Consider the following 21196-nt stretch of genomic DNA (forward strand, 5'->3'; position numbering starts at 1 on the left):
GGGGAGGAGGACGGGCGGGTCGAGTCCTTTCGTTCCAGCATCGCCCTGGCCTCCTCCTGGCTGAGCACGACGGGCAGGCGACGGGGCGCCCTGGCGGTGCCCAGAAGCAGTCCGGGGTCGCTCGCCAACCACCCCCGCCGATGGCAGAAGGAGGTGAAGGCGCGAGCACAGGCCGAGCGACGCGCGAGTGTGGCTCGTGATCTCCCGGCCTGGTGCTGCCCGCCCAGCCATTCGCGAAGCACGGTGATGTCCAGGGCGTCGAGCCGATCGTGCCCAGCCGCTTGGAGGTGGCCGAGCAGTGCGGCGACATCGCCCCTGTACGCGCGGACGGTGTGCGGGGAGAGGTCCCGTTCCACACGCAGGTGCCGTTCGAACTCGGTGATGGCGGTCTCGAACGACGCGCCCCCATCACGGCGTACGCCGGCGGACCCGGGCGTGGGGGGAACCGGGCTTCTCGAGGTGCCGTCGTGTGCCACGCCGTCGGCCATACGACTCATGGTAACGACCTGCCCCAGTCATGATCCCGTGCACACGTCTCATGCCTCCTGCTCGCGACGCAGCCGCCAGCCGCGGTCGGTCTGCTCGACGAAACCGGCGACGGCGAGCGCGCCCAGGCAGCTCAGCGCGGTGGAGAGGTCCACTCCCGCCGAGACCGCGATCGCCGCCGGACCGGCCCCGACCCGGGTGGGAACGGCTTCGAGGACCCGCCTGGTCTCGTCGTTCAGCCCATCGCGCGGATGGGCGGGGCCCCGCCGTACCAGCGCCAGATCACCGCCGATCGTCCCGACCAGTTCGGTGATCTCCTGGGCCGAGGTCACGCATACGGCGCGCCCTTGCCGGATGAGGTCGTGACAGCCTTCGGACACCTCCAACGTGATCGGTCCGGGTACCGCCATCAGATGCCGGTTCAGCTCGTTCGCGTGCGTCGCCGTGTTGAGCGCCCCGCTGCGCACGGCGGCCTGCACCACCACGGTGCCCCGCGACAGCGCGGCGATCAGACGGTTTCTGACCAGGAAGCGCGGGCGCGTCGGGCGGGAACCCATGGGAACCTCGCTGATGACCACCCCTTGGGACCGCACCACGCGGAACAGGTCCTGATGGGCCGTGGGATAGCAGACGTCCGTGCCACAGGCGAGGACGACGACCGTGGGCATCCCGCTCGCCAGGGCGCCACGATGGGCGGCGGCGTCGATGCCGTACGCGCCGCCGCTGATCACGGTCCAGCGCCTGTCCCCGAGGCCGGAGGCCAGCTCGGACGCCACTTGTACGCCGTAGGCCGTGGCCGCCCTGGCCCCGACGATCGCGACCGAGCGGAGGCAGGCGAACCGCAGGTTGACCTGGCCGTGGAGCCACAACCCGTAGGGGCGTGTGTCGCCGAGATCGTCGAGCTGCGTGGGCCACTCCGGATCTCCCGGGACGACCAAGCGGGCGCCCCGCTCACGTCCCTCCGCGAGGTCGCGAGCGGGATCGGTGTAGCGCGCCGCCCACGACGCGGCGAGCCGTTCCAGCGTCGGAAGACGGCCCGCGGCGCGGGCGCGTCTGGTCTCCTCCGAGACGAACTCGGGGTCGATGACACCCCGTCGCGCCTGATCAGCGGCGGCCACGACGCCGCAACGCCTGATCAGCCTGCCCATCACGTGATCGCCGGGCTCGGCCATGCGCATGATCGCGACGTAGGCGAGAGTCTCGGGCTCCGACACGTGATCCGCACGGCCGCGGTCGTCGGAGAGACACGCGATCGCGGATCCGCCCGGCTGCTTCGACGGCGGCTCCACGGCCTGGTCCTGTCGCCGGGCCGACTCCTCACGACCCGGTGGTTGTGCCAAAACCTCGTGGCCAGGCCGGTCGGAGAGTTCGTTCCGCCTCCGAGCGTCCGAAGGCGTGCTCACGCCTGGAAGTTCCGGTCCCTCGGGAGCCTCGCCCCGGCCGGGCGGCGCGGCGGTGGACCGTATCGACGGCGCCGCGTTCGTGGTGGTTCCACCAGCGGCCACCGCGTCATCAGGAAGCGCTGGGTCGGCCGGATGGTCGCGGGCAGGGCCGCAGTCGATGTGAGCCGGTGTCGGCGCCGGCTCGCCTCCCGGGCCGTGGCGACGCTCCGGGGTGGTCGGCATACGGGCTTCCCGGAGGGAGCCGCGGGGTGCCTCGAGAGGTGTTGACATGGGACTGGCTCCGGCTTCGTGATGGCGGTCGAACTGGCGGGACGAACGGCGCGTCCGAGGACGCCCCGGACCGCGTACGGCGGTCGGCTCCCAGGCGGGAGCGGTGATCTGGAGGAAGGAGAGGTTCCTCGGCGGCAGCGTGGCTGTTTCCGAGATGTGTCGGCCCCAGAAACGTGCGGATGATTTCGGGCGGGGTGTCAGTCCACTCCCAGCCACATCGCGAGGGCGGCCGACGTGTCGGTCTCATCCGGACGGTCCTTGCCCGCGAGGTCGGCGATCGTCCAGGCCACGCGGATCACGCGGTCCACCCCCCGGGCGCTGAGCGTTCCGAGGTCGAGCCCCCGGTACAGGGGCGTGAGCGCTTCGGAGGGCAGCCGGAAGTCGGTGTGGAGCGCCGCGGAGCCGATTTCCGCGTTGTTGCGCCACGGCGTGCCGGTCAGGCGCTTGAGCGCGCGCTCACGGGCCATCCGCACTCGTTCGGACACGATCGCGCTCGACTCGGCGACGTGCCGGTCCGCCATCAGCTCGGCGCGGGTGGCGCGGGCGACGCGTACCTTCACGTCGATCCGGTCGAGCAACGGCCCGGAGAGCCGGGCCAGGTAGCGTCTGCGCGCGGTGGGCGTGCAACGGCAGGGGTGGCCCGGAGTCCCCGCCTCTCCGCAGGGGCACGGGTTCGCGGCGAGAACGAGCATGAACTGCGCGGGGAACGTCACCGTGCCGGCCGCCCGTGCCACGGTCACCTTGCCGGATTCGAGTGGTTGCCGCAGCGAGTCCAGGACGCTGGTCGAGAACTCCGGCGCCTCGTCCAGGAAGAGCACCCCTTGGTGCGCGAGGGACACCGCGCCGGGCCGTACGAGACCGCTGCCGCCGCCCACGACGGCCGCGACCGTCGCGGTGTGGTGCGGGGCCACGAAGGGCGGCCGGACGAGCAGCGGCCGGTCGGGCGGCAGCGTGCCCGCCACCGAATGGATGGCCGTGACCTCCAGTGCCTGCTCACGCTGCAGGGGAGGGAGGAGCGTGGGCAACCGCTCGGCGAGCATGGTCTTGCCGGTGCCAGGCGGGCCGAGCATCCACAGGTTGTGTCCTCCGGCCGCGCACACCTCCAGGGCCTTCCGACCGGTCGCCTGCCCCGCGACATCTCGCAGGTCGAGAGGTCGCGCGTCGGCTCCGCCCGCGTCCCCGCCGGGGCCGCCCGCCGCGTCGGCCGTCGGCCAGGGCGTCGCGATCGTCACCGGCAGCCGGTGCAACTCGTCCTCCCGGAGCCACTCCACCAGCTCGGCCAGGCTGCCCGCGGGCACCACGGTGAGCTCGGGGACGAGTGCCGCCTCCGGCGCGTTCAGCGACGGCACGACGATCGTGCGGGCGCCCGCCCGCGCCGCCGCGAGCGCAGCGGGCAGCACTCCGCGCACCGGCCGGACCATGCCGTCCAGCCCCAGCTCGCCGAGAAAGAACGGCTGGGCGATGCGTCGCGCGGGAACCGCGCCCGCGGCGCCGAGTATGGCGATCGCGATGGCCAGGTCGAAGATCGAGCCTCGTTTCGGCAGGCTGGCGGGGAACAGGCTGATGGTGATCCGCGCGTCCGGCCACCCGAAGCGGCTGTTGAGCAATGCGGACCTGACCCGGTCGCGGGCCTCGTTGATGGCGGTGTCCAGCAGGCCGATGAGGTGGGTGCCGGCCAGCCCGTGGCCCACGTCCGCCTCGACCTCCACGGTGTGACCGGTGACCCCGATCAGGGTGACGCACCGGGTGCGTGCCACGGTCATCTCAGCTCACCCCGCGCTCGTGCCGGATCGCGAAGTCGCCGGCGAACCGCTCCAGGGCGATCACGTCAACCCGGACGGAGTCGAAACGCTCCCCCTGCCCGGCCAGCCAGCGGGCGGCGAGCGACCGCAGGCGGTGAAGCTTCGCCCGGCCGACCGCCTCGAAGGCCGTGCCGTGGCTGCGCCCCGAGCGGGTCTTGACCTCGACGACGACCAGCACCCCGCCGTCGCGGGCCACGATGTCGATCTCGCCTTCCTTGCACCGCCAGTTGCGGGCGAGGACGGGTATGCCCCTCGATCTGAGGAACTCCGCGGCGAGCTCCTCGCCCTGCCTGCCCAGCTCGTCCTTGGCTGCCATGGGACCACCTCCGGTCCCAGAGACTCGCTCATCACGGCATGGCCCCGAGGCGGTCGACGTCCGCCTGTGGAAACTCGCCGGCCTGTGGACAGAGAACCGCCGCCCCCGCACGTCCATCGAGCCGGGGTAGCCCCGGGACGGAGCTCCTACGGCCCGTGAGCGGGCCACCGGGGCCGTATGGCCGCGATGGCCGCGATGGCGCTACGAGCGGTGTGCGGCGTCGGCGGCACGGACGGTGTGCGACAGCAGGAGAGCGGTCGTCACCGGCCCGACGCCGCCGGGGACCGGCGTCAACGCCGCGGCCTTCTCGGCCACGGAGGCGGCGTCCACATCTCCGACCAGCCCCCCGTCGTCGGTGGGGTTGGTGCCCACGTCCACCACCACGGCCCCCGGGGAGACGTGGTCGGCCGTGATCAGCCCGATCCTGCCGACCGCGGCCACCACCACGTCGGCCGCCGAGGTGACCGCGGCGAGGTCCTTCGTGCGCGAGTGGCACACCGTCACCGTGGCGTTCCGGTCAAGCAGCAGGTGGACGGCGGGTTTGCCCACCACCGTCGAGCGGCCGACCACGGCCACGTGCCGGCCGGTCAGCTCGACCCTGTGGTGCTCCAGGATCCGTACGACGGCCTCGGCGGTCGCCGGTGCGAACGCGGGCAGACCGGCGGCCAGCCGCCCCAGGGAGAGGGGGTTGGCGCCGTCCACGTCCTTGTCGAAGCGGATCGCGAGCGCCATGTCCTGGGCGTTCACTCCCGGCGGCAACGGGGTCTGCAGGATGACGCCGTGGACGGAGGCGTCCTCGCTCAGCCTCTCAAGCGTGTCGCGTATGTCGCGGCCCGCGGCCTCGGGACCGAGATCCACGATGTCGCAGGCGATGCCCACCTGCTCGGCCGCGCGGGCGATGGAGCGGACGTACCAGGCGCTGGACTCGTCGGCCGTGGCGACGACGACGGCGAGCCTCGGCACCGTTCCCGCGGAGGCGAGCCGGGCGGCCTCCGCCGCGGTCTCGGACCTGATCGCGGCGGCCGGTTCCTTGCCGGAGAGCACCGAAGCGGTCATTTCGCGATCTCCTCGCGTACCGCCGCGGTCACCCGTTCGGCGCGGAGGGCGATGTCGTCGACCCCGGCGACAGTGGCGGCCAGCCGGGTCCGCGCCGCCTCGTCCTTGATCCCGCCGAGGTTGATCTCCACGTTCACGCGTGCGGTGGTCGCCGCCGCACGTGCCGCCTCCGTGGCGGCGGCGATGTCGGTGACGACGTTGCGGTTGCCGATCGGCAGCAGGTCCTCGGCAAGATCGACGATCGTGTGGGCGACGCCGATCACCTCCGCGGGCGGTCCCGCCGCCTCCAGCAGGGCCCGCGCGATGGCGGCGGACCTGGCGTCCTTCGCTTCACCGGTGTCCCTGGGCAGCTTGTACGCGTCGGTCACGGCGGTGAAAGCGGCGGCGTCCTCCTCGGCGAGCCGCAACGCGGTGGTCCGCAGGTCGTCCGTTTCGGCGATGACGCGCTCGACGGCCTGCCGGTGGCCGGCGTACTTGTCGCCCGTCGTGTAGCGGGCGACCATGCCCAGGAGGGCGGCGGCCTGGGCCGCGTGCAGGGCCGCCACCGCGCCGCCGCCGGGCGCAGGCACCCGGTCGGCGAGCCGGGTCAGGAAGTCACCGATCTTGTCGTCGCGCATGCGCGCTCGTCCTCCCGTACGAGTAATCACCGTGCGCCGAAATCCTCCCACGCGCCGCTCGGATGTCCTGGCTGGGTGGCAGCGGGGCGCGGAAAGCGCTCACCACCGGTTCGCACGCCATGGAGCGGCGGACGGCCGGCCGATGCCGAGGAGGACACTGGCCTTCGGGAGGGGTCGCCTTGAGAGAAAAGCTGATCGAAAGCCTGGGCGAGGAGGTCGGAGTCGACCTCCCGGAGGTACGGATCACCGGAGTGGAGCCCGCCGTGCCGTCGGTGTTCCCCGTCGCCACGGCGGCGGCTGTGAGTGTGGGAGCGGTCACCGCCGCGGCAGCGCTGTACTGGACGCGGTACGGGGCACCGGCCACCCAGGCGCGGGATGTCGCGGAAACCGCGGAGGGGCGAGGCTCCGCGGAAGCGGCGACCACGCCTGAGGTGAGCGTGGACGTGCGGCACGCCGTCGCGGCGTTCATGAGCGAGCGGTACTTCCAGATCGACGGTGCGGGCATCGGTCTGTGGGCGCCGCTGTCGGGTGACTACCGGACGTCGGACGGCTGGGTGAGGCTGCACTGCAACTTCGACCATCACCGGGACGCCGCGCTGAGGGCGCTGGAGCTTCCGACCGACGCGGATCGAGCCGATGTCTCCCGGGCCTGCGAGAGCCGTACGAGCGCGGAGATCGAGGACGCGGTGATCCGCGAGGGCGGATGCGCGGCGGCCATGCGCGGCCGCGAAGAGTGGCTGGCTCATCCGCAGGCCGAGGTGGTGGCCGGGTCGCCGCTGGTCGCACTGTCGCGGATCGGCGCCGCGCCCGCTCGCGCCGGAACCCTCCGGAACCGGCTCTCTCCCGACACGATCGGCGCGGACCGAGCCCTGTCCGTTGCCGACACGATCGGCGCGGACCGCGCCCTGCCCGTTTCCGATGTGACCGCCGCGGGCCGAGCCCTGTCCCACCGCTGCGCCTTCGAGGCGGCCGCGACGGATTCGGCCGCACCCGAGGGGCTCCCCTGGGGCTCCGCCCTCCCCGCCCCCGTCCCCTCTTCGGCGGCTGGACGGGCCGGTCGGCCGCTGGAGGGCGTACGAGTGCTGGACCTGACGAGGGTGATCGCGGGGCCGGTCGCGGCACGGATCCTGGCCGCGCACGGCGCGGACGTGCTCCACGTCGGGGCCGCGCACCTGCCCGAGGTGCCCGGGCTGGTGCTGGAGACCGCGTTCGGGAAGCGTTCCTGCCACATCGACCTGCGCACCGAGGCGGAGACGCTGCGCGAGCTGGTACGGCGGGCCGACGTGGTCATCCAGGCGTACCGTCCCGGGTCGCTCGACGCACGCGGATTCGGGCCGGAGGACCTCGCCGAGCTGAGGCCGGGAGTGGTGTGCGTCGAGATCTCCGCGTACGGCTCCCGCGGCCCGTGGGGGCGGCGAAGGGGGTTCGACAGTCTGGTGCAGATGGCGTGCGGCATCGCGCACGATGGCGGAGACGGCGCCCGCCCGCGCCCCCTGCCGTGCCAGGCGCTCGACCACGCCACCGGATATCTGGCCGCCTTCGGCGCCGTCGCCGGGCTGCTCAGACGCGGGGACGAGGGAGGCTCCTGGCGGGTGGAGCTGTCCCTCGCCCGGACCGCGCGATGGCTGGACGGTCTCGGCAGGTCGGCCGGCGGCGAGGCTTCCCACGCACCCCACCGGATGGACGATCTGCTGGAGCGGATGGCCAGCTCGTTCGGTGTGCTCACGTATGTGAGGCCGCCGGGTCGGATAGAGGGGGCGGAACCGCGTTGGGCGAGTCCTCCGCCGCGGCCGGGCGAGCACCCCGCCGGATGGGCGACAGCCACAGGCTGACGATGCAGAGCAGCGATCCCGCCGCGCAGATCCAGAGGGCGGGACGCAGCCCGAACACCTGGCCGAGCACGCCGCCGAGCACGCCGCCCAGGGCCATGACCCCCTGCGTCGCGAAGCTCGTCGTGGCGTTGACCCGGCCGAGCAGCCCGGCCGGGGCCTCGCGCATGGTGACGGACCCGGCGCACACGCTGTAGCAGACGATGGCGGCGCCGGTGATCACTTCGGCGATCGCGATCTGGCAGCAGACGAGCCAGATGGGGCCGCTCGCGGCCGCCGTGGCCGCGAACCCCAGGGGGCAGAAGAGCACGGAGCCGAGGAGCACCCTGTTCTCTCCGAAGCGGCCGGCCAGCCGCGCCGCGATCGCGGCGCCGATCAGGCCGCCGACGCCGAAACCGATCGCCGCGACGCCCACCAGGGGAGCGGGCAGGCCCAGCACGTTCACCGCGAAGAGCACGTAGAGCGCCATCTCCGCCGCGCCCAGCACGTTGACGATCATGCCGGTGACGCAGAGTGCGCGCAGCACGCCGTGGTTCATCAGGACGCGCAGCCCCTCGCCGACCTCCCGTCCGAGTCCGCGGCCCTTGGCGGTGGTTCCGTTCTCGGGCGTGCGGATGCCGCGCAGGCAGACCGCGGACACCAGGAACGAGACCGCGTTGACCACGACCGCGACGGGCGCGGTGAGCAGCGCGACGAGCAGTCCCGCCAGGCCGGGGCCGCCCATCTGGGCGATGGAGTAGACCGACTGGAATCCGGCGAGGGCCGCCGTCCGCTGGGGCTCCGCGACCACGGTGGCGAGGTGCGGCATGTTGAACGTCCGGAACACGACCGTGCACAGGCCGATCGCGAAGGCGACGGTGATCAGCCAGGGGATGGTGAGCATCCCCGCCAGCCAGGCGAGCGGCACGGAGAGCGCGGCGAGGCCGGCGACCAGCTCGCAGGCCACCATGACCGGCCTGCGCCGGGCCACGCGGTCGGCCATGGCGCCGGAGGGCAGGCCGACCAACAGGAACGGGAACGTCGAGGCGGCCGCGAGCACGCCCATCTGCATCGGGGACGCGTCCAGCGCCACGGCGGCCGTGAGGGGCACGGCCAGCCTGGCGACCTCGCTTCCCGTTTCGGACACGGCCCTGGCGGACCAGAGGAGCCGGTAGTCGCGCTGCCGGCGCAGGGGGATCAGGGGAGTCGTCACAACTGTGAAGGTAATGCTTCACAGTTGTGAAAGCAATACTTCACATCGGACAGACGGTAACCTCGTGAGGCATGACGAGCGCATGGCCGGAGGGCTCCCGGCAGGTCACCGACGCCCGGGTGCTGCGCGCGCTGGCGCATCCCGCGCGGCTGACCATCCTGAGCCGGCTCCAGACGGAGGGGCCCGCCACCGCGACCGAGTGCGCGGAGATCACCGGCCTCTCCCCGAGCGCGTGCAGCTACCACCTGCGCCAGCTGGCCAAGCACGGGTTCGTGGCCGACGCGCCTCCCCGGGGGGACGGCAGGGAGCGTGTGTGGCGGGCCTTGCAGCGGGGGTGGGGATTCATGCCCACCGAGGACGAGTCCCCCGACCTCGTCGAGGCGCAGAACGCCGTGATCGAGTCGATCCTGACCGAGGCCAACCGGCGGCTCGGCGACTACCTCGCCCAGTCCGACCGCGAGTCCCGGGAGTGGCGGAGCACCGCCTGGCTCCTGCACACCGTGCTGCGCGTGGACGCCGAAGAGCTGCGGGAGCTCCAACGGAAGATCAGCGCGCTGATCGATCCGTACCGTGTGACGGAGCGCGATCCGGAGGACGTGCCGACCGGGGCCCGGTTGGCGGAGGTCCACCTGCGCATGTTTCCCAAGGCGACGCGCCGGCCGGACGCGTCCTCCGCCGAAAGCTCGCCGGCCGAGTCACGCCCCGCCGGAAGGCCCCCGGCCACCGCGGACCGCTCCGCCGAGGTGGGTCCGGCGGCCTCCTGAGACCTCTTGGGACGCGAGTCCGCCCGGCCGTCCGGCCTGGGCCCAACACGCTCTCGGCGGACCGCGCCCCGAGCCGCCGGGGGCGGTCGCCGAGCGGTCCCCGGGCAGTCAAGTCGCCGGTCATCCAGAGGGGCGGAGACAGGTAGACTGTTCGACGGCCTGCAGCATGCGGGCCGAATACGCACGCCCGTTCACGGGTCGTCCCATCGGTCCGGTTCTTCCGGCTGGAACGGCTCGGGGCGTCAGGGCGGGGGCGGCGCGCCCCCGCATGGAACCGAGTTCTGGAGGACCATCACCATGGCCCCTGTCGTCACCATGCGACAGCTGCTCGAGAGCGGCGTTCACTTCGGCCACCAGACCCGTCGGTGGAACCCGAAGATGAAGCGCTTCATCTTCACCGAGCGCAACGGCATTTACATCATCGACCTGCAGAAGTCGCTGTCGTTCATCGACCGGGCGTACGACTTCGTGAAGGAGACCGTCGCACACGGCGGCTCCATCATGTTCATCGGCACGAAGAAGCAGGCTCAGGAGTCCATCGCGGAGCAGGCCTCGCGCGTCGGCATGCCGTACGTGAACCAGCGCTGGCTGGGCGGCATGCTCACCAACTTCTCCACCGTGCACAAGCGGCTGCAGCGTCTGAAGGAGCTCGAGGAGCTCGACTTCGACAACGTGGCCAGCTCGGGGCTCACCAAGAAGGAGCTCCTGATGCGCCGCCGCGAGAAGGAGAAGCTGGAGCGCACCCTCGGCGGCATCCGGGACATGGCTCGCGTCCCCAGTGCCATCTGGATCGTGGACACCAAGAAGGAGCACATCGCGATCAACGAGGCCAAGAAGCTTGGCATCCCGGTCGTCGCGATCCTTGACACCAACTGCGACCCCGACGAGGTCGACTACCCGATCCCGGGCAACGACGACGCCATCCGCGCCGTCAGCCTCCTCACCCGCGTCATCGCCGACGCGGTCGCCGACGGCCTGATGACCCGCGCGGGCGCTGGCCGCGGTGACGAGAAGCCCGCGGGCGTCGCCGCCGCCGAGCCGCTGGCCGAGTGGGAGCGCGAGCTCCTCGCCGGCGAGAACGCCGAGGCTCCGGCCGCCGAGGCCGCCGCCGAGACGCCGGCCGCCGAGGCTCCGGCTGCGGAGGCTCCGGCCGCGGAGACCCCGGCCGCCGAGGGCGAGCAGCAGGCCTAGTCCGGCCCGGTACGGCTTCGCCGTACGACGCCGAAGGCTCCACAGGGTGGGCGCGTCCGCCGGATGCGCCCACCCCGGTCCACGAGACATCTGATCTCATGCCGACTCTGAGATCAGCAAAGACTTCCCATCAGGGTTCCGAAGAGGAAATTTACGACAATGGCTTCCGTGAACATGGCCGACGTCAAGCGGCTTCGCGAGCTGACCGCCGCCGGCATGATGGACTGCAAGAAGGCGCTCGAGGAGTCCGAGGGCGACTTCGACCGCGCCGTCGAGCTCCTGCGCCTCAAGGGCGCGAAGGATGTCGGCAAGCGCGAGGCCCGCACCGCCTCCAACGGTCTCGTCGCCGTCCAGCACGAGGGCGACTCCCTGGCCGCTCTGCTGGAGATCAACTGCGAGACCGACTTCGTCGCCAAGGGTGAGCGCTTCCAGCAGCTCGCCGCCGACGTCGTCGCGCACATCCTCGCCACCCGGCCCAGCGACGTGCCGTCCCTGCTCGAGTCCGAGCTGAACGGCAAGACCGTCAAGGAGATGCTCGACGAGGCCAACGCCGCGCTCGGCGAGAAGATCGAGGTCCGTCGCTTCTCGGTGCTCGAGGGCGGCTACGTCGGCTCCTACATGCACAAGACCGACCCGCAGCTCCCGCCGGCCGTGGGCGTGCTCGTGCAGCTCGACACCGCCAACCCGGACGTGGCCAAGGACATCGCGCAGCACGCCGCGGCCATGGCGCCCAAGTTCCTCAGCCCGGCCGAGGTCCCGGCCGACGTCATCGCCAAGGAGCGCGCGCTCTTCGAGGAGATGACCCGCGAGGAGGGCAAGCCCGAGGCCGCCATCGCCAAGATCGTCGATGGCCGGGTCAACGGCTGGTACAAGGACTTCACGCTGCTGGAGCAGGCGTTCGTGAAGGACAACAAGAAGAGCGTGAGCAAGTACGCCGATGAGGCGGGCGTCAAGGTTCTGGCCTTCACCCGCTACAAGGTCGGCCAGGCTTAGGCTAGGGACACGGCCCGAAGAGCCAGGAGCCCATTGACCCGCAGAATCACCGAGGAGGCCGCCGTCGTGCAGGAGAAGACCCAACCCGCCACGCCGGCGGCTTCGTCGCAGAACGGCCCGCTGCGCTGGAAGCGGGTGATGTTGAAGCTGTCAGGTGAGGCGTTCGCCGGAAGCGAGCCGCTCGGCATCGACGCCGCGGTCGTCGCCCAGCTCGCCGACTCCATCGCCGAGGCCGTCCGCGAGGGCGTGCAGGTCGCGGTGGTCGTCGGCGGGGGCAACATGTTCCGGGGCGCGGCCCTGTCGGAGCGCGGCATCGACCGCGGTCGCGCCGACTACATGGGCATGCTCGGCACCGTGATCAACTGCCTCGCCCTGCAGGACTTCCTGGAGAAGCGCGGCATCGAGACCCGCGTGCAGACGGCGATCACGATGCAGCAGGTCGCCGAGCCGTTCCTGCCCCGCCGCGCGATCCGCCACCTGGAGAAGGGCCGAGTGGTCATCTTCGGCGCCGGGCTCGGATCCCCGTTCTTCTCCACGGACACCTGCGCCGCGCAGCGCGCCCTCGAGGTCGGCGCGGAGGCGCTGCTCAAGGGCACCCAGGTTGACGGAGTTTACGACTCCGACCCGCGCAAGAACCCCGACGCCGTACGGTTCGACCAGCTCGAATACGGCGAGGTGCTGACTCGGGGGCTCGGAGTCATGGACGCCACGGCGATCAGCCTGTGCATGGACAACGGCCTGCCCATCGTGGTCTTCGACCTGATGGGGGACGGCAACATCCTGCGGGCGGTCCGCGGTGAGAAGATCGGCACGCTGGTGAGTCCGGCAGGGAAATAGGGAGCCGCTGTGATCGACGAAACCCTCCTCGAGGCCGAGGAGAAGATGGACAAGGCGGTAACGGTCGCCAAGGAAGACTTCGCGGGCATCCGCACCGGCCGGGTCACGCCCTCGATGTTCAACAAGATCAACGTGGACTACTACGGATCGCCGACCCCGATCCAGCAGCTCGCGTCGTTCCACGTCCCCGAGGCCCGCATGGTCCTCATCCAGCCCTACGACAAGGGCGCGATGACCTCGATCGAGAAGGCCATCCGGGACAGCGACCTGGGCGTGAACCCCGGCAACGACGGCGCCGTGATCCGCGTGGTGTTCCCCGAGCTGTCGGAGGAGCGCCGCAAGGAGTACATCAAGGTCGCCCGTAACAAGGCGGAGAACAGCAGGGTCTCCGTGCGGAACATCCGCCGCCACGCCAAGGAGGCCCTCGACAAGATGGTCAAGGACGGCGAGGCCGGCGAGGACGAGGTCCACCGCGCGGTGAAGGAGCTCGACGACCTGACCCAGAAGCACGTCGCCAAGATCGACGAGCTGCTGAAGCACAAGGAAGCCGAACTGCTGGAAGTCTAGGCACCGCCTGGGCACAGCCGTGATCCTTGTGCCGTGCTGTTCCCGCGAACAGCGCGGCACAAGGATCACGTGTATAGGGAGTAGAACGCGTTGGACGGAACGGCTGCTGGCGACCGGGATTCGGCCGAGGACATGGCCGCCTCCTCCAGCGACGGACGGGACACGCCGCGGAACGGATCACCGGGCGGCTCGGCCAACGGGTCAGCCAACGGGTCGGCGCCAGTGCCCCCGGCGGGCGGGAGCCGTACCGGACGGAACCTGCCGGTCGCGGTCGCGGTCGGCGTCGCGCTCGGCGCGGTGGTCATCGGCTCGCTGTACGTCGTCAAGGTGGTCTTCCTCGTCGTGCTCGCGGCGGCCGTGGGGCTGGGCGTCCACGAGCTGGTCCGAACGCTCGCCGCCCGGGACGTGCGCGTGCCGCTCGTCCCGCTGCTCGCCGGCACGGTCGCGATGATCGCCGGCGCGTACTGGGGCGGGCCGGTGTCCCTCGTCGGCTCCTTCGCGGTGACCGTGATGGTGCTGCTGACCTGGCGCATGTTCCAGGGCATCGACGGCTACGTCCGGGACGCCACCGCCGGCGTGTTCGTCGCGGCCTATCCGTCGCTGCTCGCCGGGTTCGTCGCGTTGCTGCTCGTCCCCGAGGACGGCCCGCACCGGGTCATCATCTTCATCGCTGTCACTGTTGCCAGTGACATCGGGGGATATTTCGCGGGAATTCTCTTCGGCAAGCACAAGATGTCGCCGGTCATCAGCCCGAAGAAGACCTGGGAGGGGTTCGCCGGCTCCGCCCTGGCCTGTGTGGTGGCGGGCGCGCTGCTCGTCCACTTCCTGCTCGACGGGGCGTACTGGCAGGGCGCGATCGTCGGCGCCGTCGCCGTGGTGTGCGCCACCCTCGGCGACCTGATCGAGTCCGTGATCAAGCGCGACCTCGGCATCAAGGACATGGGCACGCTGCTGCCCGGCCACGGCGGCGTCATGGACCGGCTCGACTCGCTGCTCTTCACGCTGGTCCCGGTCTGGGTGTTGTTGCAGGTGTTCATCCCGTCCTGACGGCGGGTGTGAGCCCCGGGCTCCCCGCCTGCACGGGGTCCCGTCCGACCGCGTCCGTGGAGATCCGCCCGGCGGACGCGTGCCGACCCCGCGGGTAAGCTACGAGGACGCCCGGGCCCGCCCGGCGACGCCCCCCGCGAGACCCGCCCCCGGCAGACCCGGCGGGAGCGAGCCGACGCGTTCCCCGCGACGGCGGCCAGGCCCGGACCCGGGTCCGCCGCACAGCGGGCTGCGCCGTACCGGCCCCGGAACCGGCGGACTCACGATGCCGGACAACCGGACAGACCAGACGAGCGAGAGATCGGAAGTGACCGCGTGAGCGAGCCGCAGAGCAGGAACGCCTCCCAGCTCACCCTCGTGGCGCCGCGCGGTGCCAAGCCGCAGCGCCATCTGGCCGACATGACCATGGCCGAGCGCCGCACCGCCGTCGCCGAGCTGGGCGAGAAGCCGTTCCGCGCCGACCAGCTCTCCCGGCACTACTTCGCCAAGCTGACCGCGTCGCCCGAGCAGATGACCGACCTTCCCGGCGACACCCGCGACCGGCTGGTGTCCCAGCTCATGCCGTCGCTGCTGACTCCCGTACGCGAGATCACCTGTGACGGCGGCATGACCCGCAAGACCTTGTGGAAGCTGTTCGACGGCTCCCTGGTCGAGTCGGTGCTCATGCGCTATCCCGACCGCGTCACGATGTGCGTCTCCTCCCAGGCCGGATGCGGCATGAACTGCCCGTTCTGTGCCACGGGGCAGGCCGGTCTGACCCGGAACATGTCCACCGCCGAGATCGTCGAGCAGGTCGTCGCCGGGGCCCGCGCCCTCGCGTCCGGTGAGGTGCCCGGCGGTCCCGGACGGGTGAGCAACATCGTCTTCATGGGCATGGGCGAGCCGATGGCGAACTACAAGGCCGTCATCGGCGCGGTCCACCGGCTCGTCGATCCTTCGCCCGAAGGGCTCGGCATCTCCGCGCGCGGCGTCACCGTGTCCACCGTGGGCCTGGTGCCGGCCATCGAGAAGCTGGCCGCCGAGGGGCTTCCGGTGACGCTCGCGGTCTCCCTGCACGCCCCCGACGACGAGCTGCGCGACACACTGGTGCCGATCAACACCAGGTGGAAGGTCGCCGAGGTGCTCGGGGCGGCCTGGGACTACGCGGCCAGGACCAAGCGCCGGGTCTCCATCGAGTACGCGCTGATCAAGGACATCAACGACCAGGAGTGGCGGGCCGACCTGCTCGGGCGCCTGCTCAAGGGCAAGCTCGCGCACGTCAACCTCATCCCGCTGAACCCCACGCCGGGGTCGAAGTGGACCGCCTCCCGTCCCGAGGACGAGCGCGCGTTCGTCCGCCGCCTGGAGTCGCACGGCGTCGCGGTCACCGTACGCGACACCCGCGGTCGCGAGATCGACGGAGCCTGCGGCCAGCTCGCCGCCGCCTCTCTCGACGCCTGACTCGTACGGGTGCGCTCGCGCGGTCCGCTCACGGCCGGGTGCGGCGCAGCCGGGCGTACGCGGCGAGGCCGATCAGCGGCCACAGCAGCGACCACGCGGCCAGGGCGGGGAAGTGCGCGAGCAGCTCTCCGTGGTGCGCCTCCCGCATCCACATCATGAGGGGGACCGTGAGCCAGGGCTGCCCGGACAGGCTGAGCAGCAGCACCGCGAGATAGCCGAGGAGCAGGGCCAGGGTCGAGGTCGCCGGCGAGCCGAGGATGGGGCGGCTCGTCAGCGCGCCCAGCGTGGTGCCCGCGAGGATGGCGATCAGGTGCAGGCCGACGCCCGCCAGAACTTCGGCGACCTCCGGCCGGGCCGACAGGCGCAGGGTGAGCACGGCGAACGAGATCGCCGCAAGCCCGGCATTGAAGATCCACGCCGCGGCGATCCCGGTGACGGCCTCACGGCGGCCGACGGCCGTGATGGAGATCATCCGCTGTTCGTCCGGCTCGTTGTCCAGGAGCCCGCGGGCCGCCCAGGCGAAGATCGGGATCAGGATGGCGGCCGAGTCGGCCATGGTGCCCAGCTCAGCCCCCGCGGGTATCGGGGTCCCGTACAGGATCGCCAGCAGGACCAGCAGGCCGATGAGCGGCTGGAACGCCCGATGGGATCGCACGTACGCGGCGATCCGGAACCGGGTCAGCGCGATCACTCCGCCACCTCCGCCTCGGGCGTCCGTACCATGTGTCCCTCGCGGCGCAGGCGGTCCGCCAGCTCGCCCGCCCGCGAGGCGGCGACGGTGACCTCCAGGACCGTCAGCGCCTCTCGCGGACCGGCGTCCGCCGGATCGTCCGGATCCGCCGCGACCTCGTCAGGATCGACCTCGCGCGCCGCCGTGCCGCCCACCTCGACGCGGCGGAGGCCGGGGAAGCCGCGCAGGTCCCCCTGGTGGTCGCTGACGACGACCAGGCCGCCGCGTTCCGCCACCTCGCCGATGATGACGGGGAGCTCGGAGCGGGTCGCCGTGTCCAGGCCGGCGAAGGGCTCGTCGAGGACGAGCAGTCCCGGCCCGCCGAGAAGCGCCTGGGCCAGGCCCACCTTGTGCGCGGTGCCCTTGGACAGGTCGGGCAGCCGATGGCCCAGCAGGTGGTCCATGCCGAGCCGCTCGGCCCATGCCTCCACCTGGCGAGGGTCGGTACGGCGGACGCCCGCCATGTGCCGGAGATAGCCCGCCACGGTGAAGGGCTGCTCCGTGGGAAAACGCTCCGGGGCGTACCCGACGACGTGGGGACGGGAGGAGATCGTGCCGTCGAGGGGCGTCAGCAGCCCGGCCAGCAACCGCAGCAGGGTGGACTTGCCCGCACCGTTGCGTCCCACGATCTCGGTCACGTCACCGGGGGCGAAGTCCAGGTCCACGTTGGAGAGGACCCAGGGGCCGCCGCGCCGATATCGGAAGGACAGGTTCGAGACGCGCATAGGGTTCGCAGCCTAATCGCGGCTCGCGCGGGCTTCCAGGTACGTCCACAATGGACAGGGTTTGCCGTGCCGGGCCCGGGAGGACGTGCGTGAACCGCTTTCCACGTGTCAGGGGAGTTCGGCTGGGTTACGACCCCGGCCAGGTGGACGAGCTGGTCCGCCGGATCGAGGGCACGCTCGGCCGTACCGACCTGGACGGGCCGCCGGTCACCGCGGACGAGATCCGCTCGGCGGCCTTCCGCGTCAGGCGCGGCGGGTACAACGAGACGGCGGTGGACTTCGCGCTGGACGCCTTCATCGTCGCAGTGGAGGCCCTCGCGACCAGCCCGGCCCCGCCCCTCCAGGCGGAAGGGCCGCCTCCGGACGGCGTGTCCTCACACCCGCCGGGGGAGCGTGTCCCCTCACATCCGGCGCCGGACGTCCCGGACGAGTCCGCCGATGAGGAAACCCGCGAACAGGAGGCGCCGAACGTCTCGGACGAGTCCGCCGACGGGGAGACCCGCGAGCAGGAGGCGCCGGACGGGGAGGACGCCGCTCGTGGGGAGGGGGCCTCGGCCGCCGTGCCCTCCCCGGGGGGCGGGGCGCCGGTCACTCCGTCCGCGGAAGCCCGTACGGCCGACGGGAACGGCGCGGCGGCCCCTACAACGGCTCCTGCGGCGGCCGCTACGGCTGCCTCTGCGGCTGCCTCTGCGGCGGCTCCCGTGAAGGGGGCGTTCGAGAGCCAGGCCGAGCGGATCGAGAGGGTGGCCTTCCGGCCGGGACGGCTCGGCATGGGCTATGCCGAGGACGAGGTGGACGCCTTCCTCGACCGCGTGGTGGCGACGCTGCGCGGCACCGCCGACCGGCCGGTGACGGCCGAGCAGGTCAGGACGGCGACGTTCGCCACCGTCGTCTTCAAGACGGGGTACGCCATCGCCGACGTGGACGCCTTCCTCGCCGAGGTCGCCGACGTCCTCGAACGGCGAGGGTGAGCGGCTTCGCCGCGAGGTGACCAACAGGTATCGCGATATAGCACCATAGGGCGCATGCTTCACAGAAGATCCCCCTTCGCCGCGATCGCGGCCGCCGCCGGCCTGGCCCTGGTCGCCCCCGCCGCCGCCCACGCGGACACCTTCACCCCCGGCTCCTCGGGGCTCGGTGACCCGTACTTCCCGCACGCGGGCAACGGCGGCTACGACGTGGCGCACTACGACATCGCGCTGCGGTTCAGCCCGAAGAACCGCAAACTCAGCGCCACGGCGACGATCACCGCCACGGCCACGCAGGCCCTGTCCCGGTTCAACCTGGACTTCTCCGGCCCCGAGGTCAAGAAGGTGGAGGTGAACGGCAAGAAGGCCGCGTACAAGCGCAAGGGCCAGGAGCTCGTGGTGACCCCCGCGAGCGGGCTCCCCTCGGGCGAGAAGTTCATCGTCACGGTGTCCTACGCCGGAAAGCCGCGCGCCATCGACGACAAGGCGCTCGGCAAGGAGGGCTGGATCAACACCAAGGACGGCGCGGTCGTCCTCTCCCAGCCGGACGGGGCGCGGAGCTGGTTCCCCGCCAACGACAACCCGTCCGACAAGGCGACGTTCACGTTCACCGTCACGGCTCCGGTGGGGCTGACCGTCCTCGCGAACGGAGAGCCCAAGAACCCGGGCATCGCCTCCGTGCGCAACGGCCTGTCCACCGTGAAGTGGGAGATGAAGGAGCCGATGGCCACCTATCTCGCCATGGTCGCGATCGGCAAGTTCAAGGTCACCGAGAGCACGTCGAACGGCGTGCTCAACATCACCGCGTACGACCCGTCGGTGGCGAAGAAGTCGAAGTACCTGCACCGGACCACGGCCAAGGTCGTGGCGTGGGGTTCCAAGGTCTTCGGCGCCTACCCCTTCTCCTCGACCGGCGGCATCGGCGACAAGGTCGACGTCCAGTACGCGCTGGAGACCCAGGGACGGCCGGTCTACGACGGCGGCCCCACGAACGACCTGGAGGTCGTGCACGAGCTGGCCCACCAGTGGTTCGGCAACAGCGTCGGCCTGCGGAGCTGGAAGGACATCTGGCTCAACGAGGGCTTCGCCAGCTACGCCGAGTGGCTGTACGAGGAGCAGCACGGCGGCCCCTCGGCCGAGAAGACGTTCAAGCGTCTCTACAAGAACAAGGACGAGTTCTGGAAGATCAAGACCGGCGACCCGGGCATGAAGAACATGTTCGACTGGGACGCCGTCTACCAGCGCGGGGCGATGACCCTGCACGCGCTGCGCAAGAAGGTCGGTGACGAGACGTTCTTCTCGCTGGTGAAGACCTGGGCGGAGCGCAACCGCCACTCGACGGTCATCACCCGCGACTTCATCGATCTCGCCGAGGAGCTGTCCGGGCAGGACCTCGACCCGCTGTTCGACGCCTGGCTGTACAGCTCGAAGAAGCCCGCCCTGTGACCACCGGGGTCACGGGACCCGGCCGAGCTGCTGGGCGGCGCGCACGGCGAGCCACACCTCGGCGAACTCGCCGGTCGAGGTCAGGTCGCGGCCGGTCAGCGCGCTGAAACGGCGCAGCCGGTACGACAGCGTGTTGGGGTGGATGTGCAGGGCCCGCGCCGCGTCGTCGACGCGGCGGTCCCGCTCCATCCACGTCTGCACGGACGTGATCAGCTCGGAGCCGTGCGCGGCGTCGTACCTCAGCGCGTCGCCGAGCACGTGCTCGACCAGGCCGGCCAGCACGCCGGGGTCCTCGGGCAACCACCGGCCGGTGGCGTCGTCGCCGTACGACACGAGGGGCTGGCCGGACTCGGCGGCGCGCGCGGCGGCCCACCGCGCCTCCCGCTGGGCGACCGTGAGCGAGGACCCCGGCCGGAGCGGGCGGCTCGCCCCGGCCGCGACGCCGGGGATCTCGCGCAGCGGCGCCGCGTCGTGGGCCAGGACGAAGAGGTCGGGGTGGAGCCCGAGCATCAGGTGGGGGTGCTCGTCGAGGGCCCGGACGACGGCCTCCTCGTCGACGTTCCTGACCACCAGGAGCACCACGTCCCGGTCGGGTGACATCCCCATCCGGGTGAGCCTGCGCCGGGCGGTCTCCGGGTCGAGGACGTCCTGGAGCAGCTCGGCGAGGGTCTCCGCGCCCTGGCGGCGCAGCGTCTCGCGCTCGTGCCGGACCATGGCGACCTGCAGCGCGGCGACCGTCGCGATGTGCTGGACGACGGCCAGCCCGGCGGGCCGGGCGCCCTCGCGTTCGAAGGCGACGAGGAAGCCGGCCGGGCCGCCCGGGGCGTTCACCGGTACGGCGAAGCCGCCGGGGATGGTCGGCGGGGCGTCCACGGACGGCGGCAGCGACGCGACGTCCGGCGGGACGGGCACCCCGGGCAGCAGCGGCCGTCCCTGAGGCGTGCTCAGGTAGACGTCGTATCCCGACAGCCGTTCCAGCCGCCGGAAGAGCTGGGCGGGGTCGAGCCGCTCGGCGGCCAGCCAGCGAAGCGCGCCGAACACCTGCAACTGCGCGCCGAGCCGCTGCCGCGCGTCCTCCTGCACCGCCGCCGCCACCTCCTGCGCGACGGCGATGAACGGCACGGCCAGCGGGACCTCCAGGATCGGGAAGCCGTGCTCCTCCGCCGTGTCGAAGAACGCCCGGTGGAGCGGCGGCACGTGCAGCCCGGCGCTCAGCGCGAGGGCGGCCACGCCCGCGGCGTCGAGCCGCTGCAGGTACGCCCGCTGCCGCGCCGCTCCGCGGGGGACGCCGATGCCGGTCGTCATGATGACCTCGGCGCCGAGCAGCCAAGGGGTGGGGTCCTCCAGCTCACTCACGTGCGCCCACGAGACCGACCGTCCGAGGCCGCGCTCGCCGGCCAGGAGCCGGAGTTGGAGGGCGGGGAAACGGACCAGGTCCTCCACCGTCAGCTTGTTGTCGCCCACAACCTCACGCTAGACCGGGGCGCCGGGGACCGCTCTCACAGGGAGGCAGAGGC

At 71.8% G+C, this 21196-nt stretch carries 20 protein-coding genes; 10 read left to right on the top strand and 10 right to left on the bottom strand.

What is annotated here, in order from left to right:
- From AWQ70_RS31225 to AWQ70_RS31250, 6 genes are all read right to left on the bottom strand, one after another.
- A partial coding sequence (locus AWQ70_RS31225; protein ID WP_169808770.1) for a site-specific integrase occupies positions 1 to 488 on the bottom strand: 488 nt, incomplete at its 3' end.
- Positions 489 to 536: 48 nt separating this feature from the next.
- On the bottom strand, positions 537 to 1700 hold the full coding sequence (gene dprA, locus AWQ70_RS31230) for a DNA-processing protein DprA (protein WP_245647234.1): 1164 nt from the start codon (positions 1698 to 1700) through the stop codon (positions 537 to 539).
- Positions 1701 to 2356: 656 nt separating this feature from the next.
- On the bottom strand, positions 2357 to 3922 hold the full coding sequence (locus AWQ70_RS31235; protein WP_067184133.1) for a YifB family Mg chelatase-like AAA ATPase: 1566 nt from the start codon (positions 3920 to 3922) through the stop codon (positions 2357 to 2359).
- A 1-nt stretch (position 3923) separates the two neighbouring features.
- Positions 3924 to 4277, bottom strand: coding sequence for a YraN family protein (locus AWQ70_RS31240; RefSeq protein ID WP_067184136.1), 354 nt, complete (start codon positions 4275 to 4277; stop codon positions 3924 to 3926).
- A 201-nt stretch (positions 4278 to 4478) separates the two neighbouring features.
- Positions 4479 to 5333: a bifunctional 5,10-methylenetetrahydrofolate dehydrogenase/5,10-methenyltetrahydrofolate cyclohydrolase gene (locus AWQ70_RS31245; protein WP_067184139.1), complete on the bottom strand. Its 855-nt coding sequence runs from the start codon at positions 5331 to 5333 to the stop codon at positions 4479 to 4481.
- The gene (locus tag AWQ70_RS31250) at positions 5330 to 5950 is read right to left on the bottom strand and encodes a cyclodeaminase/cyclohydrolase family protein (RefSeq protein WP_067184143.1); all 621 of its coding nucleotides are present in this window, start codon (positions 5948 to 5950) and stop codon (positions 5330 to 5332) included. The genes AWQ70_RS31245 and AWQ70_RS31250 overlap by 4 nt, the downstream gene beginning before the upstream one ends.
- A gap of 179 nt (positions 5951 to 6129) precedes the next feature.
- Here AWQ70_RS31250 and AWQ70_RS41650 point away from each other — a divergent pair, with 179 nt between their 5' ends.
- Positions 6130 to 7782 (top strand): CoA transferase, encoded by a 1653-nt coding sequence (locus tag AWQ70_RS41650; RefSeq protein ID WP_245647235.1) that lies wholly within the window; start codon positions 6130 to 6132, stop codon positions 7780 to 7782.
- On the opposite strand, the gene AWQ70_RS31260 is transcribed toward AWQ70_RS41650, so the two are convergent.
- A complete protein-coding gene (locus tag AWQ70_RS31260) occupies positions 7673 to 8971 on the bottom strand; it encodes an MFS transporter (protein WP_084518009.1) in 1299 nt (432 codons plus the stop codon). The genes AWQ70_RS41650 and AWQ70_RS31260 overlap by 110 nt on opposite strands.
- Before the next feature lie 71 nt (positions 8972 to 9042).
- Here AWQ70_RS31260 and AWQ70_RS31265 point away from each other — a divergent pair, with 71 nt between their 5' ends.
- From AWQ70_RS31265 to rlmN, 7 genes are all read left to right on the top strand, one after another.
- The gene (locus AWQ70_RS31265; protein WP_067184149.1) at positions 9043 to 9735 is read left to right on the top strand and encodes an ArsR/SmtB family transcription factor; all 693 of its coding nucleotides are present in this window, start codon (positions 9043 to 9045) and stop codon (positions 9733 to 9735) included.
- Between the two features lie 297 nt (positions 9736 to 10032).
- Positions 10033 to 10926 (top strand): 30S ribosomal protein S2, encoded by an 894-nt coding sequence (gene rpsB, locus AWQ70_RS31270; protein WP_067184152.1) that lies wholly within the window; start codon positions 10033 to 10035, stop codon positions 10924 to 10926.
- 159 nt (positions 10927 to 11085) lie between these two features.
- Entirely contained in the window at positions 11086 to 11919 is an 834-nt protein-coding gene (gene tsf, locus AWQ70_RS31275) for a translation elongation factor Ts (RefSeq protein ID WP_067184155.1), read from the top strand.
- A 138-nt stretch (positions 11920 to 12057) separates the two neighbouring features.
- A complete protein-coding gene (gene pyrH, locus AWQ70_RS31280; RefSeq protein ID WP_067184273.1) occupies positions 12058 to 12756 on the top strand; it encodes a UMP kinase in 699 nt (232 codons plus the stop codon).
- 9 nt (positions 12757 to 12765) lie between these two features.
- Positions 12766 to 13323 carry a ribosome recycling factor gene (frr, locus tag AWQ70_RS31285; protein WP_067184158.1) on the top strand — a complete coding sequence of 186 codons (558 nt, stop codon included), beginning with the start codon at positions 12766 to 12768 and terminating at the stop codon, positions 13321 to 13323.
- A gap of 132 nt (positions 13324 to 13455) precedes the next feature.
- Positions 13456 to 14370, top strand: a complete 915-nt coding sequence (locus AWQ70_RS31290; protein ID WP_084518010.1) for a phosphatidate cytidylyltransferase — start codon at positions 13456 to 13458, stop codon at positions 14368 to 14370.
- 315 nt (positions 14371 to 14685) lie between these two features.
- On the top strand, positions 14686 to 15810 hold the full coding sequence (gene rlmN / locus AWQ70_RS31295) for a dual-specificity RNA methyltransferase RlmN (protein WP_067184160.1): 1125 nt from the start codon (positions 14686 to 14688) through the stop codon (positions 15808 to 15810).
- 28 nt (positions 15811 to 15838) lie between these two features.
- On the opposite strand, the gene AWQ70_RS31300 is transcribed toward rlmN, so the two are convergent.
- The gene (locus AWQ70_RS31300) at positions 15839 to 16501 is read right to left on the bottom strand and encodes a hypothetical protein (RefSeq protein ID WP_067184163.1); all 663 of its coding nucleotides are present in this window, start codon (positions 16499 to 16501) and stop codon (positions 15839 to 15841) included.
- Positions 16498 to 17265 (bottom strand): ABC transporter ATP-binding protein, encoded by a 768-nt coding sequence (locus AWQ70_RS31305; protein ID WP_067184166.1) that lies wholly within the window; start codon positions 17263 to 17265, stop codon positions 16498 to 16500. Before AWQ70_RS31305 ends, AWQ70_RS31300 begins: the two co-directional genes overlap by 4 nt.
- Positions 17266 to 17354: 89 nt before the next feature.
- Here AWQ70_RS31305 and AWQ70_RS31310 point away from each other — a divergent pair, with 89 nt between their 5' ends.
- Positions 17355 to 18236 carry a DivIVA domain-containing protein gene (locus AWQ70_RS31310; protein ID WP_169808771.1) on the top strand — a complete coding sequence of 294 codons (882 nt, stop codon included), beginning with the start codon at positions 17355 to 17357 and terminating at the stop codon, positions 18234 to 18236.
- A gap of 54 nt (positions 18237 to 18290) precedes the next feature.
- On the top strand, positions 18291 to 19679 hold the full coding sequence (locus tag AWQ70_RS31315) for a M1 family metallopeptidase (RefSeq protein WP_067184172.1): 1389 nt from the start codon (positions 18291 to 18293) through the stop codon (positions 19677 to 19679).
- A gap of 9 nt (positions 19680 to 19688) precedes the next feature.
- On the opposite strand, the gene AWQ70_RS31320 is transcribed toward AWQ70_RS31315, so the two are convergent.
- Positions 19689 to 21143 carry a PucR family transcriptional regulator gene (locus AWQ70_RS31320; RefSeq protein WP_067184175.1) on the bottom strand — a complete coding sequence of 485 codons (1455 nt, stop codon included), beginning with the start codon at positions 21141 to 21143 and terminating at the stop codon, positions 19689 to 19691.
- Positions 21144 to 21196 lie beyond the last annotated feature (53 nt).

The sequence above is a fragment of the Microtetraspora niveoalba genome, from assembly GCF_001570405.1.
In the GTDB taxonomy this organism is placed as follows: domain Bacteria; phylum Actinomycetota; class Actinomycetes; order Streptosporangiales; family Streptosporangiaceae; genus Microtetraspora; species Microtetraspora niveoalba.